Genomic DNA, 13,708 nt, shown 5'->3' on the forward strand with positions numbered 1-13,708 from the left:
GATTACGGGTACGAACACAAGCACGAAGTGTAGTGTTCGATGCGAAGCCATCATGCAAATCTTTCCACGCGCCGGAAGATTGTGCATGGAGGCAATTGCCGGTACGCTTGGACAAATGGAGACCAAGTCCGAAATCCGCCGGCGGTTGCTCGACGAACGCCGCGCCCTGGATTCAGCCGAGGCCGCTCGACGATCCGGGTTCGTCCGAGAACGTTTGTGGACACTCCCGGAGTTCCAGCGTGCGGGGCGCGTTCTCACCTACGTTTCGGCAAAGGATAACGAGGTTGACACACGGGCCATCATCGAACGGCTGCTAGCGGAGGGCCGAATCGTCGCCTGTCCGCAAAGCCTGCCGGACCGTGTGCTTGCGTGGCGGAAAATCGATTCGGTTGATGACCTGACCGGCTCGCGGTACGGCATCCCGGAACCCCAACCGGAGCGATGCAAGGTTGTTGCCCCCTCACGCGCCGACGTGGTCCTCGTTCCCGGAATCGCATTCACGCGCGAGGGTCACCGCATCGGCTACGGGGGCGGATACTTCGACCGTTTTTTGCACGATTTCGGCGGCCTGTCTATCGGTCTCGCGTACGAATTTCAGTTGGTTGACGCAATTCCTACCGGACCGCACGACATGCGGCTGAACTTAGTGGTGACTGAATCCGATGTGCCCCGTTCGGTGCGAGATTAGGCGGACGATCTCCCCGCAAAGGTTGCGCGCCGCGCCTTGAGGAGCAACACCATTGCGCCCAGGATCAATAGCGCTAGCACCAAAGGCCACGGATTGACCGGCACGTTCGGCACATCGAACGGATCGTACGGATCCGATCCAAGACTGTTCTCGAGCTGATCGCTGAACCCGTCGCCGTCCGAATCCAGATCGAGGAAGTTCGGGATGGTATCGCCGTCCACGTCCGCGGTGCCTTCGATCGCGTCCGGGATGCCGTCGCCATCCGAATCCAGATCGAGGTAATTCTGGATGCCGTCGTTGTCGGCGTCCCCGATTCCCTCGACCACGTCGGGGATGCCGTCGCCATCTTGATCCGCATTGGGTATGTAACCGTGTACGGTTATGGACCAGCTCGTCAGCGAACCCGTGTTGCCTGCCGCGTTATCGGAGACCTCGAGCGACCACGAACCGTTCGGGTCCTCGCCCCATTGCACGAGCGATGTGAACATCCAGTTGCTGAAGTTGGCTGCCACGTCGTTGGGGCGCGGCGTACCCAGAATTGCCGTCGTCCCGTCGGGCGAGGTCAACTCGAACTGTAAGTCGCCCCGGTTTGGATGAGTGACGTTCACCGTGACTTCGACCGCCTCGGTCACGAAGGTAGGCGAACCGGAGATAGCCAGCGACCGCGTGGCCCCGGTGGGATTGTTGTCCGGAATCGCCGTCGCAACCGCCTCGCTGCTTGTCAGCGGCGTCGCTTCGCCCGGCACGTTAAACCGAGTCGCCGCGTCCGCGACGGCAGCCGACGCATCCACGCGCCCGAAGCCGTAGTCGTGGCTGTAGTTCATGCCCGCGCCATTCGTGAACCATCCCGGATCGAGCGGATCGTTTTGCGTTGCGGTTTCCGCGAGGCAGTGCTGGACGTCGCGCCACGTGAGGAACGGGTTTGCGTCGAGCACCAAACCAACGGTACCCGAGACGATCGGGCATGCCGCGGAAGTGCCGCCGAACGTCGATTGGTAATTGGTTGGGGAGTCGCCGTTCGCGCCGGTAAGGTCGGCGGTCGTTATCCCGGAGCCGGTCCAACTCGATGGCGCGTTGACCAACAACGCCGCGCCCTGTTCGCTGTATCCGGATACATTGCCGTCCGCGCCGGACGCCGCAACCGAGATCGTATATCTGCTGGATGCCAGGCCGTCGTATCCGGAGTGGTCGCCGCTGAAGAAACCGTTGCCCGCCGCCCAGACAAACACCGTGCCGCGACCGCCGCGACCGTTCGCAATCGCGTTTAAGATTGCCAAGCCGGCCAGCGTGCCGAACGTCTCGAGGGTAGCGCCGTCGTCGGCTGGCCCCCACGAGTTACTGGACACGTGGACGCGGTCCGCCGGGAGTGCGGGCGCGACCTGGTGGTTGAATGCCTGCGCCTCCTGGGAGTCGGTTGTCGGAGCGGCGATGAGGCGTATGCCGACGAGATCCGCATCGAACGCCACACCGGTAATACCGAGCGCATTGTTGCCGACGCCCGCCGCAAGCCCCGCGCACGGCGTGCCGTGTGTGTCCGCCGCGGTCGGGCTCGGATCGTTGTCGCCCCCGTTGATGTCGATGTCGATATCTGTCCGCGCGTTTCCGCTCAGGTCCTCGTGACCGGTCTCGAGTCCGTCGTCCACGATCGCGATGTTCACGCCGGCGCCATCCACGCTGTCCCATGCGGTCACGACGTTGATGTCATTTCCCGCGACGGCCCCCGCGCCCGCCGCTGGCTGTGCCGTGTTGCGGAGGTGCCACTGGTTTGGGAAGAGCGTGTCGTTTGGGACCAACTTCTTTGCGCGTTGTTGTTCGATAAGCGGCGATGCCGCGACCGCCGCGCCGCTTTCGTAGAGTTTGTTCGCCGCTTCGAGCGACGCCAACAGGCCGGCACCGTTCGCTCGAAGTATGTACGTGTTCTCGCTATACGTCACTTGCTCGACAACGCTCAGGTTGTTCGTAGCGAGCACGGTTTCGAGCTTCGCGCTCGTAGCCAGCTTCGCGCTCAATCGGTCGGTGAGATACATCGGTTCGCCGCCCCGCGATGCACGCAACACGGCCTTCACCGAATAGCCGCCCGTCCCGAGCGAGTCCGCCACCTGCTGCAACGCCGCTCTGTTAGCGGACTTGCCCTGCAGCGTTACCAATTGGCCTGTCGACCCCTGCACCGACTTCACCGTCGCACCCGGTACGACCGACTGAACAGACTTGGCCCCGGACTTTCCCTCGACCACAAGTTCGTCGAGCGACAGCACAACGTCCACGCGTGACGCGCCGTTGTAGTAATAGACGGCTTCGCCCGATGGCGGGCTAGCGTTGTCCGCGGCTTGCACGCGGACTGCGCTTGACCCAAGAATGACGATAACTAGAAACGCGAATGTGGACCCAGCCCGATTCGTACCCATGCCGAACCCTCCAAACCCCGCGGTGTGTGCCAACCGCTAGACCCTGCCGATATAGGACAGACCGTTTCAGTGGACGCGCATCGAGAGTACAGCCTGTAATGGATTTCGTCAAAGCTAAATTTCGGTTAGGACAGCGCGCAGGACACTGCCGTGTTGTATCGACGCGCTCGAACTGCAAGCCGAACCGTCACTTACGAACGATCTCTGGGAGCGACTATTTCTTGGACGGCAATTGGACTTTCGTAATGAACGACGACCGAAATCCCGGAAGGTCCATTTGATATGCGCCCTCAGTCACGGGGAACTTCGTCGAGTAAGTGTTCCCCGACACAACCGGATTCCCGTCGCTGCCGACGGCGATATGCCCTTCCATGTCGATCCCTTTTCCACCGAGATAGCTGCCGAACACGAGCCTCGACAGGTTCTTGTTCACCGCCGCGATGTAGCAGTTCGGCGTCTTGTTCTTCGGATCGGTTTGAAACGCGTTTCCTTTGAGCGGGAAATTGTGCGACTCTGTCTCGCCCGAAAGCCAGATGTTGCCGTCCGCGTCTCGCGCAAGGCCCAGCGCAATCTCGCCCTTCTTTCCGCCGACGAACGTGGCTGCGAGCAGCTTGCTCCCGTTTGCCGACAGCCGCGCGACATAGATGTCGCCGGTGTCGTATGGCCCGTTGAACGTCTCGTCATACGCCCCTGGCGTGACCGGAAAGTCGGCGTTGTGCGTCTTGCCCGCGATCACCAGCTTGCCGTTCTCTTCCCGCGCGATGTCCCACGCATAGTCGCGCAAGACACCGCCGAGAAACGTCGCCCAGACCACGTCCGACCCATCGTTATTTAGCTTCGCGACGAACGCATCCCACTCGCCGGCGTATTCGTTGTCGTAGGCGCCTGGCGTTGCCGGAAAGTCGATCGATTGGGTCATACCGCAAACGTAAGCATTGCCTTCGTCGTCGATGACGAGGCCTTTGCCCACCTCGATGTTCGACCCCCCGAGATACGTGGCGTATACGATGGTCTGAAAATCACCGCTCACCTTTGCCACAAACGCGTCGCTCGACCCACTGAGGTTCTCGTCGTCGGCGCCGGTCGTTGCGGGAAAATCGTTCGAGAATGTCTGGCCGGTCAGATAGATGTTGCCGTCCGCGTCCGCCGCCATTCGCGTGCGTTCCCATAATTCGTCCGTGCTCGCTCCGCCCAGGAACATGCCGCCCTTGAGCGTCGTGCCGTCGCCGCTGAGACATACGATGAACACGTCGTAGTAGCCGCCGTTGTAGGTATCGTATGGGCCCTCGGGCACCGTGAAGCCGCCCCGCGTGTTTCCGGCGATAACGATGTCGCCGTTGTCCAGCGGCAAGATGCTGTTGCCTTCGTCGCGCCCCGTCCCGCCGATATACGTGCACCACAATAGCGAGCCATCGGTCCCGTCGAACTTCGCGACGTAACAATCGACCTCCCCATTGTGGGTTGTGTCGTAGGCCCCGGCGGTCACGGGCAGGCCGTCCATGGTCGCGCCTGTGACAATCACGTTGCCGTCTTGGTCAACCGCGGTGTCCCAGGTTTCCGTATGGTTCGGCGAGCCAAAATACGTTGACCACGCCAGTTCCGACGGAGTTCCAGCGAGTGCGCTTGGAGAAACGTAAACCGCGAGCACGGTCCAGAACATCATCGTTAGAGAATGGCCTCGATACAGCATCACTTCCTCCGGAATGGTTTGTGCAACTCCGCAATTTCGTTGCACCGACGCCCGCAGACTATACGACTTATTTCGTACCGTCAAGTCCGCCACGGAGCGTGGCGTCCGAGGTCCCCCGTGGCGCTCCGGTCCGTCACCAGTTCACGCGCATTTTGGGCATGAATTGGACGGAAAAGAGGTCGGCGTCCTTGAGTACCGCGCGTACCCTCACCGGTCCTCCCGAGAGTGGAGAAACGTCCGCGTCCCCCTTCCATGTCACGATGCGCGTGATTTCGTCGCCGACGATTTCGTCGCATTCCTCGCGCGTGAATCCCGGAATCGGCGTGCCGTCAGCGCGCTGCAACTCGATCCACACGCTGCCCGCGGCGGAAGTGGAGAAATTGATCGCAAGGCTCACGCCGTCGAAGGTGAGCGGTTTCGTGATCATTTCTCCCCCGCCGTACGGCGCGTGAACGGACGCGAAGCCGTCGGTGCGCATCACGAGGCGCTGCAGGTGGTGCGACTTTTGGCCGTAGTTACGCTGCACGTACATGGACATTTCGCTCTCGCCCGTCGGCACGACGCCGCGCGCGGGGTAGTTGGTGCGCGAGGTCCAATTGTTCATGCCAATCCCCGGCCGGATGAACCCTTCCATGAAGGTTCGGTCGTAGTGCGTGCCGCCGCGCGTCGTCAGCAACACGGCGTCCGAACAGTCGCCGCTGTACTTCGTGTGGCCGCCCATTTGCGCCATCAGTTCTTCGGATACGACGCGCCGGCCCTCCATAAAGCGCGCCGCAATGGCGACGTACAGGTGCGGCGCGCGGAAGTAGGGCGTTGTCTGGTTGGTGTAAAGGTGCTCCGGCGTGGCGCCGCCGAATTCCATGGGCGCGATGTCCGTCCACGTGACGAAGTCCTTCGATGTGCAGCGGCTCACCGTGCGCACCTTTGACTCCTGATCGAAGGTGCGGAGGTAGCATACGTACTGCCGCTCGCTCTCGGACCAGAATGCAACGTTCTGTGAATCGAGCGCTCCTTGATTGATAACCGCCTCGTCGCGGAGCTTTCTCCAATTGACGCCGTCGGCGGACACAAACGCGACAAGGCCCGTGCTCGATGTGCCGCCCAGCGCCTTGTAACGCTGGGCCGCGTCGACATCGGGCCGCGTGTCAACGAACGGCGCAAAGTTGTGCGACAGCGGCTCAAACCCGTGGAGAATGGCGTTGTTGTCGCGCGTGCCGAACACCTCGAACAACCCGAGGTTCGGCTTCGTGAAGTGGATGCCGTCTGTCGATTCCGCGTAGCACGTCGATTCCGCCGCGGACCCGTCCGCGCCCGATTCGGGCAGCCCGCGATAGTACAACCGGTAGCGATCGGCGTCTTTGATGACGGTAGCGTAAGCGCAAAACTCGCCTTCCCAGGGTTTGTCGAATTCCAGCACCGTTTCCGCCGGAACGGGAGATTGCAGACGAAGCTGCGCGCCGTCAAGCTTGTCGATGACATACGTGTCCGCAAACAACTCTAAACGCGAACCGATATCGAGTGGCGCGGCATCCTGCGCGGCCGCCACGGCGTTTAAGACAAGAACAATTCCAGATGCGTATATGAGGTGTGTACGGCGCATGGGCATTGACCCCCTCGAAATGGTTTAACGCCAGATTAACATAAGGCCGAATAGAATCGCGTGCGGCCGTTGCATGCGCGACGGCGCGGCCCGTATGATTTCACGCGGCAACAATTCACGGCGATCTCAGAGAAGGGGCTTTCCATGGGTGCGTTCGTACTGGTGTGTGTGGCGTGTCTTGCCGCGGACGGCCAACCGCGGTTTTCCGGCCCTATCGAAGGCGGCTACTACCTGCCGAACGGTTGGCGCATCACCCCGCTGGGCAAATCGATTCCCACCGAGGATCTCATCCTGAACATTCAGCCCGCGCCGGACGGTAAGGCGATGATTGCCGAGCACGGCGGCTACAACCCGCACGGGCTTGTCGTGATTGATACGGTGACGGACGAGGCGGTTCAACGCATCCCGTTGGCGAGTTCGTGGTTCGGGCTCGCGTGGCGGCCCGACGGCACGAAACTCTACGTTTCGGGCGGAAACACAAAGAAGGACGACAACCGGGCGCCAATATACGAGTTCGAGTACAAGGACGGGCGATTATCGGAAAAGCCGATCCGAAATCTGATGGAGACCATCGATCCCAAGGAAATCTATTGGGCGGGTTTGGCGCACCATCCGCAGAAGGACATTCTCTACGCGGCGAGCCGCACGGCGAACAACGTCGTTGTGTTTAATACGTCGACCGGCGAAATCGTCACGCGAATGAAGACCGAACAAACGCCGTGCGATTTGGTGTTGTCGAAGGACGGATCGCGCATGTACTGCTCGAACTGGTCGAGCAACAGCGTAAGCGTCATCGATACGGAGAAGCAGGAGGTCGTCGCGACGATCGGCGTCGGCGACAATCCCAACGATTTGCTGATGCATCCGGATGGCCGCCTGTTCGTCTGCTGCGCGAACGACAACGCCGTTCTCGTGATCGACACCGCAACAGGAAGAAAGACCGAAACGATTGTCACGTCGCTCTATCCGAACGCGCCGGAAGGTTCGACGCCCAACTCGCTCGCGCTCGACTCCGAAGGCCAAACGCTTTACGTCGCCAACGCGGACAACTACAACATTTGCGTCGTCGAAGTCGAAGAAGCGGGTGAGAGCGACGTGCTGGGGTTTGTTCCGACGGGCTGGTATCCGTCCGCCGTAGCGATCGGCCCGGATGACTCAAAACTGTACATCGGCAACGCGAAGGGCGACGGCTCCTACTCGAACATCCGCGGGCCGCACAGTCCGCTCCCTGACGGCGAAGAGGGCAAGGGAACGGTGAAAACGCTCATGAAAGGGTCTGTGAACATTGTCGACATTCCCGCCAATAAGGGGAAGCTGCGCCAACTCACACAGCAGGCCTACGCGAACTGCCCGTACAACGACGAAATGCTGGCGTTGGCAAAGCCGAACACGGGCGCGCCGAGCGTGGTGCCGCGGCGGGTGGGCGAAGGCTCGAAGATCAAGCACGTCATTTACATCATCAAGGAAAACCGCACCTACGACCAAGTCTTCGGCGACATGGGTAAGGGCAACGGCGATCCGCGCCTGACGATCTACGGCCGCGACATCACGCCGAACCATCACGCCATCGCCGAGCAGTTCGTGCTGCTGGACAATCTGTATTGCGATGCCGAGGTGAGCGTAGACGGGCATCAGTGGTCGAACGCCGCGTACGCAACGGATTACACCGAGAAACTCTGGCCCGCGGGTTACGGCGGACACAGCGACTCGCCGCGCGCGCCTGCGATGCTTCCCGGCGCGGGCTACCTCTGGGACCAATGCGCCCGAAAAGGCCTGACGTATCGCAACTACGGCGAATTTGCGTCGCGCCAGAGCGAAGGCGAAGCGATGAAAGCCATTGACGGCGTACCGAACCTGGCCGGACACATCGCGCCCCATTACGGTTCGTGGGGGATGCGTGATTACGACAACGCGGCGGAATTCATCAAAGAATTCGATGAGTACGAAAAGAACTTCGACAGCCCGGACCCGGAGATGCGTTTGCCAAACCTCATTGTCATGGCGCTCCCCGAGGACCACACGCGCGGCACGAAGCCCGGCGAGATCACGCCAAAGGCGTCCGTCGCGAGCAACGACTACGGGTTGGGCATGATTGTTGACCGGGTCTCCCACAGCAAATACTGGCCGGAACTCGCGCTGTTCACGATCGAGGACGACGCACAGGACGGCCCCGATCACGTCGATGCGCGGCGGACCATCGGGATTGTAGTCAGCCCCTACGTGCGGCGTGGGACGGTCGATAGCACGCTCTACACGACGAGCGCGATGCTGCGCACGATCGAGCTCCTGCTCGGGCTGCAACCGATGAGCCAGTTCGACGCCGCAGCTACGCCCATGTACGCGTCGCTCGGCGACGCGCCCGACCTCACGCCCTACACGCACGTGAAGCCAAACGTCGATCTGGAAGAAAAGAATGTCGCAACCGCGTGGGGCGCCAGGGAATCGTCCGAAATGGACTTCTCCACCTACGATCTCGCGCCGATGTTCGCCCTCAACGAGATACTCTGGAAAGACGCCAAGGGCGCGGACTCCGAAATGCCGCTGCCCATTCACCGCTTCTACTACGCGAGCATCGCGGCGGAATCCGAGTAAATCCTTCTTCGAGCGCGCGCATTGCCGCGCCTCGCGCGCGTTCGCTACCATACCCGCCCAAACTGGAGCACGACTGCATGGGTACAATTCAACGCGCCGCTGTCGTCATGGCGGGCGGTACGGGTGAGCGCTTTTGGCCGTTATCGCGCAAAGACCGACCGAAGCAATTGCTCAACCTGACGAGCCGCGACCGATCGATGCTTGACGAAGCGATCGCGCGGGTTACTCCGTTGATTCCCGCGGAGCACGTGTACGTCATCACCGGCGAACATCTGGCCGGTCCGATTCGCGACGCCGGCGTCGCGATTCCGGGCGAAAACATTCTCGCCGAGCCGGCGAAGCGAAACACGTCCGGCGCGCTCGCCTACGCCGCGGCCGCGTTGTTGGCGCGCTACGGCGGCGATGGATCGAACATCTCGCTCGCGGTAACCACCGCGGATCACGACATCGGCGAGCCAGAGGTGTTTCGACGCACGGTGAATGCGGCGATGACCGCCGCGGAGCGCGACGCCGTATTGGTGACCCTTGGCGTGGTCCCAACGCGACCGGAGACCGGCTATGGTTACATCCAAATCGAGCGTGACGGCACCGGCAAGCTGGTGCAACAAATCATGCTGAGCGCGGTTCGTGCGTTTCACGAGAAGCCAAGTAAAGAGCGCGCGGAGGATTTCATCGCCGAAGGCAATTACTTCTGGAACAGCGGGATGTTCTTCTGGCGTATCTCGACGTTTCTGTCCGAGCTCGACGCCGCGAGACCGGAACTGTCGAAAGCCGTGCGCGACATGGTCGAGGCCATGCGCGCGGACGACGCCGCGAAGGTGCGCACGCTGTTCGAGTCGCTCGACGATATCTCGATCGACTACGCGCTTATGGAACACGCGAAACGCGTCGCGATGGCCCGCGCGGAATTTCCGTGGGACGACGTAGGCGCCTGGACCGCGCTGGATCGGTCTTACTCGAAAGACGAACGCGGAAACGTGACCGTCGGCGATCCGATCGTCGTTGATTCGGAAAACTGTATTGTCTACAACGACGCCGGCCCCGCTACAATGGCCGTTGGCGTCGTCGGTGCGGAAGACCTTGTCGTTGTCGTCACGAACGATGCCGTCCTCGTCATCCCCAAAGATCGCGCCCAAGACGTCCGCCACGCCGTACAGGAGCTGAAGAAGCGCAACGCGACGCAGTTGTAGGTCCCAACGCGACTCTATAGGCGCGCCAGCACAGCTTCATATTCGTCGTGCGGGCCGATCCAAAACTGACAATCGCGTCGCCTTCAAGTGTTCCTACGGCGCGATGATTGGACGAAACTCGCGCAGAGTAGATCGGCTTTCTGGCATGAACCTTCTTGAATTGCAGACTCGGACGGCGTGGATTGTTGCGAAACAATCGGAATGACTCATTTGCGCCGTCTTTGACCGTCTTGCTCAGTCTCGGTCAACTTGGACGCCTCTTTGAAGGCCCGTTCAAGTCGTGCGGTCATCTATAGCCTCCCGCCAGTCAGTGTACCGCAATAAGCGCCGTATCAATTGCTCAAAAAAAGAGTTTAATCGTTCTTATCTCGTAAGGTGTTATGTAAAGTTCAATCGAATTCCCCGCGAAGCGCACCGCCCTGTCGTTCTCTTCCATCAAATCGCACTCGTAGATTTTGCGCGGTTTCTCGCTGAACGTAAGCGTCACCGGGCCGCGGTGGCCGTGCGCTTCGTAGAGCCGAAAGATAATCGCATCCGAATCTTCGTGTTTCTTTACCCAATCTATAACAACGTTTGCGGCGTCAACAGCCACCAATGAATGCACTGAAGGCATGGTGCCGCGTGAATTTTTCGATTGATAGACAACAAACGGTGTATTGAGTTCCAGCCCGTGCAGCACGGCGCCGTTGCGCCAGTCGCCCGGGTGCGGATACAACGAATACGTAAACTCGTGGCTGCCCTGGTCCGCATCCGGGTCGGGATCGGTCGACGACCGCAATAGCGACATGCGCAGCACGTTTTCCTTCACATCGTGCCCGTACTTGCAGTCGTTCAGCAGCGTCACGCCGTAGTTCCCTTCGGACAAGTCCACCCAGCGCAACGCCGTATTCTCGTAGCGTCCGCGGTCGAACGCCGTATTGTGATGCGTCGGTCGATCGATGGTCCCATATTGAATTTCATACGTCGCATTCGACGCGCGCACGTCAACGGGAAACGCCACCTTCATTAGAACATGTTTTTCGCGCCAGTCTACCTTGGTGACGAAATCGATGCGTGGCGACCGTGCGTACATCGTGATGTCCTGGACAATCGTGCTGCGTTCGGTCTTGCGCACCACGCGCACGATCGCCCGCACCGGGCCGCGTTCGACCACCTCGATGCGTTCCGCGGCTTTTGGTTCCCACATTGTCCGCTCGTAGTTGTGATCAAAGTCCCACGCATCGTGCAGGTGCGGCCGATCGTCGAACAACTGCAACACGTTCGCGCGTTTGCCCTTCGGCAACACATCGCGCCCCTCCTTCTTGTCGTAGATCTGTGTGATGCGTCCGTACAGATCGATCTCCACCGCAAAGAAATCGTTCTCCATACCGGTCGCATTGGCCTTCAACAATCCAGAGCGCGATGCCGGAATTGTACGCGGCACAATGCGATACACTGCCCAACCCAAGGGAGGAACGCCTTGGGCTTCGAACAGAAGTGTGTTCTTTCCAACCCACTGATGGGGAACGACGCCGCCACAGGGGGACACGACCGACACGGCGGCCGATTTCCTCGGCATCTCGACAGTCACCACGCCGTCCCGGACCCAACTCAACGTGTTGAACACGATGATCGGCTCACCTTCTCCTGCGGTATCGATTCGCCTCGCGATGGTCTCTATCGCTTCGGACTGAACCGCGGAGGCAATGTTCAGCGCCTGGGCGTAGTCGTGGTCGGTCTGTTCGTACACCTCCGTGATCGACGACCCCGGCAGGATGTCGTGAAACTGATTGGTCAGCACGGGTTTCCACGCTTCCCACAGCTTCGCGTGGTCGTACTTCGCACCGTTCCGGTGCGCCAACGCCGCGAAAAACTCGGCATCGTGCAGGGCGGTTTCGCATTTTCGGTTGTAGCGTTTCGCGCGCGCCTGGGTTGTCTGGCACGCGCGATGCAACTCGAGATACAGCTCGCCGTTGTACACCGGCAACGTAAACTTCGACGCCTGCTTCTCCATGCGGTCAACGCTGTCTTCGAGCCGGCCAAATTCGCACCGCGGCACACCAACGACATTCTTCAACCGCCGGCCGTGTTCGATCATGTTCATCGTGGGTCCGCCGCCGCCATCGCCCCATCCGAACGCGAACGGAATCTCCTCCGCGAATTCCTTCTGCTTGAACTGTGTCCACTGTGCAATCAGGTCCTTCGGCACGGGATTCCCGTTGTAGTTCATCGGCGGCATTACCGCGAAAATGCGCGTGCCATCCACGCCCTCCCAATGAAACATGTTGTAGGGAAACTGCGTGAACTGCGACCAGTCGATCTTGGTCGTCACGAACGCGGTCAACCCCACTTTGCGCATAATCTGCGGCAGCGACCACGTGTATCCGAACGAATCCGGCACCCACGCGATGTGCGAGCGCTTCCCAAACTCACGCTCGAACCAGCGGTTGCCGTAAAGGTACTGCCGAATCAAGGCCTCGCCGCAGGGCATGTTGTGGTCCGGCTCAACCCACGGCGCTCCGCACAACTCCCACCGCCCCTCCTTCACGCGCGTTTTGATGCGCGCAAACAACTCGGGATAATGCGTCTTGATCCAGTCGTACTGGATCGGCTGGCTGCACGAGAAGTGGAATTCGGGGTACCGATCCATCAGGCCAAGAACGGTGGAGAACGTGCGTCCGCATTTCCTGCGCGTCTCGCGCAAGGGCCACAGCCACGCAGTGTCGATGTGCGAATGCCCCGCGAGGATGAGTTTGCCCTGGCCGGTGCTCTTCTCGAACCGCTTCAGGCCTTTGCGCAGGTACCGCTGCGCCTTCGTAATCGATTCAAAGTATTGCGGCGACCCCTTGTGCTGAAGATCGACCATGTAGATCGACTCGTCCAACAACGCTATGAAATGCCGCGCCGTGGTGGAATTCATTTCCAACTGTTCCCACACTTTCAGCGCAACGACGCTGTCCCAGTAAAAATCCCACACCTGTGCGTTCATTACGGCGATGTCGGCGTAGGCAAAATGGTGATAGTGGTCGTGTCGCGTGCTTGGTGTCGCTTCGAGCGCGATCTCAAACCGCTCTCCCCCCTTCGCCTTTTCGACGAGGAAGATTTCGTCGTGATTGCGGTCGAGTCCCTGCATCGGAGCCCCGTTGACGTACGCGAGCGCCTCGCCGCCCTCGATCATGTCCGGAGCGCCGTGCACGTACGGGCGCGTGGTCGTATTGATCAGCGCGACCACTCGCCCGCCCTTCATCGACTCGGGCACGACTGCACGCATGCGGAACCACGTCGTCTGGTCGTACCCTCCCCAGCGTTGCCCGATGGCAAACTGTTTCCATCCCTTCACGGGCTGGCGTTCAGGTCCGCGTCGTTTCCCCGTCACGCAATACTCGATCTTCCCGATCGGCTGCCGCTGGCTGTAGATTGTCTCGCCGATTTCCTTTATTCGCACGCGCAGTTGCGCCGCCTCGATCTTCCGTTCCACATCAAAAAAAGGCATGAAAAGTCCCCTCGGTTTTGGAAAGTAGGGAAAGTCATTATAGCGTTAAGCCTTTGGCCGAGTCACTGGAC

Annotated in this window: 7 protein-coding genes; 3 read left to right on the forward strand and 4 right to left on the reverse strand. The window is 60.5% G+C overall.

Translation table 11 applies throughout. The features are described from left to right. Positions 1 to 52 precede the first annotated feature (52 nt). Positions 53 to 688: a 5-formyltetrahydrofolate cyclo-ligase gene (locus tag HUU46_08940; GenBank protein NUM53755.1), complete on the forward strand. Its 636-nt coding sequence runs from the start codon at positions 53 to 55 to the stop codon at positions 686 to 688. Here HUU46_08940 and HUU46_08945 read toward each other — a convergent pair. The 3 genes from HUU46_08945 to HUU46_08955 form a co-directional block, all read right to left on the reverse strand. Next, the gene (locus tag HUU46_08945) at positions 685 to 3,093 is read right to left on the reverse strand and encodes a S8 family serine peptidase (GenBank protein NUM53756.1); all 2,409 of its coding nucleotides are present in this window, start codon (positions 3,091 to 3,093) and stop codon (positions 685 to 687) included. The two genes, HUU46_08940 and HUU46_08945, sit on opposite strands and share 4 nt — an antisense overlap. A 214-nt stretch (positions 3,094 to 3,307) precedes the next feature. Next, positions 3,308 to 4,783 carry an SBBP repeat-containing protein gene (locus HUU46_08950; protein NUM53757.1) on the reverse strand — a complete coding sequence of 492 codons (1,476 nt, stop codon included), beginning with the start codon at positions 4,781 to 4,783 and terminating at the stop codon, positions 3,308 to 3,310. Positions 4,784 to 4,916: 133 nt separating this feature from the next. Beyond that, the gene (locus tag HUU46_08955; protein ID NUM53758.1) at positions 4,917 to 6,389 is read right to left on the reverse strand and encodes a hypothetical protein; all 1,473 of its coding nucleotides are present in this window, start codon (positions 6,387 to 6,389) and stop codon (positions 4,917 to 4,919) included. A 138-nt stretch (positions 6,390 to 6,527) separates the two neighbouring features. Here HUU46_08955 and HUU46_08960 point away from each other — a divergent pair, with 138 nt between their 5' ends. After that, a complete protein-coding gene (locus tag HUU46_08960; protein NUM53759.1) occupies positions 6,528 to 8,975 on the forward strand; it encodes a bifunctional YncE family protein/alkaline phosphatase family protein in 2,448 nt (815 codons plus the stop codon). A 77-nt stretch (positions 8,976 to 9,052) separates the two neighbouring features. Next, on the forward strand, positions 9,053 to 10,165 hold the full coding sequence (locus HUU46_08965) for an NTP transferase domain-containing protein (GenBank protein NUM53760.1): 1,113 nt from the start codon (positions 9,053 to 9,055) through the stop codon (positions 10,163 to 10,165). Positions 10,166 to 10,505: 340 nt separating this feature from the next. On the opposite strand, the gene HUU46_08970 is transcribed toward HUU46_08965, so the two are convergent. Continuing rightward, entirely contained in the window at positions 10,506 to 13,637 is a 3,132-nt protein-coding gene (locus HUU46_08970; protein ID NUM53761.1) for an alpha-mannosidase, read from the reverse strand. Positions 13,638 to 13,708: the final 71 nt, after the last annotated feature.

The sequence above is a fragment of the Candidatus Hydrogenedentota bacterium genome, from assembly GCA_013359265.1.
GTDB lineage: Bacteria > Hydrogenedentota > Hydrogenedentia > Hydrogenedentales > SLHB01 > JABWCD01.

Coding starts and splice junctions, on each gene's coding strand:
- HUU46_08945 (NUM53756.1), bottom strand. CDS start 3,093: ATGGGTACGAATCGGGCTGGGTCCACATTCGCGTTTCTAGTTATCGTC.
- HUU46_08960 (NUM53759.1), top strand. CDS start 6,528: ATGGGTGCGTTCGTACTGGTGTGTGTGGCGTGTCTTGCCGCGGACGGC.
- HUU46_08955 (NUM53758.1), bottom strand. CDS start 6,389: ATGCCCATGCGCCGTACACACCTCATATACGCATCTGGAATTGTTCTT.
- HUU46_08965 (NUM53760.1), top strand. CDS start 9,053: ATGGGTACAATTCAACGCGCCGCTGTCGTCATGGCGGGCGGTACGGGT.
- HUU46_08940 (NUM53755.1), top strand. CDS start 53: ATGCAAATCTTTCCACGCGCCGGAAGATTGTGCATGGAGGCAATTGCC.
- HUU46_08970 (NUM53761.1), bottom strand. CDS start 13,637: ATGCCTTTTTTTGATGTGGAACGGAAGATCGAGGCGGCGCAACTGCGC.
- HUU46_08950 (NUM53757.1), bottom strand. CDS start 4,783: ATGCTGTATCGAGGCCATTCTCTAACGATGATGTTCTGGACCGTGCTC.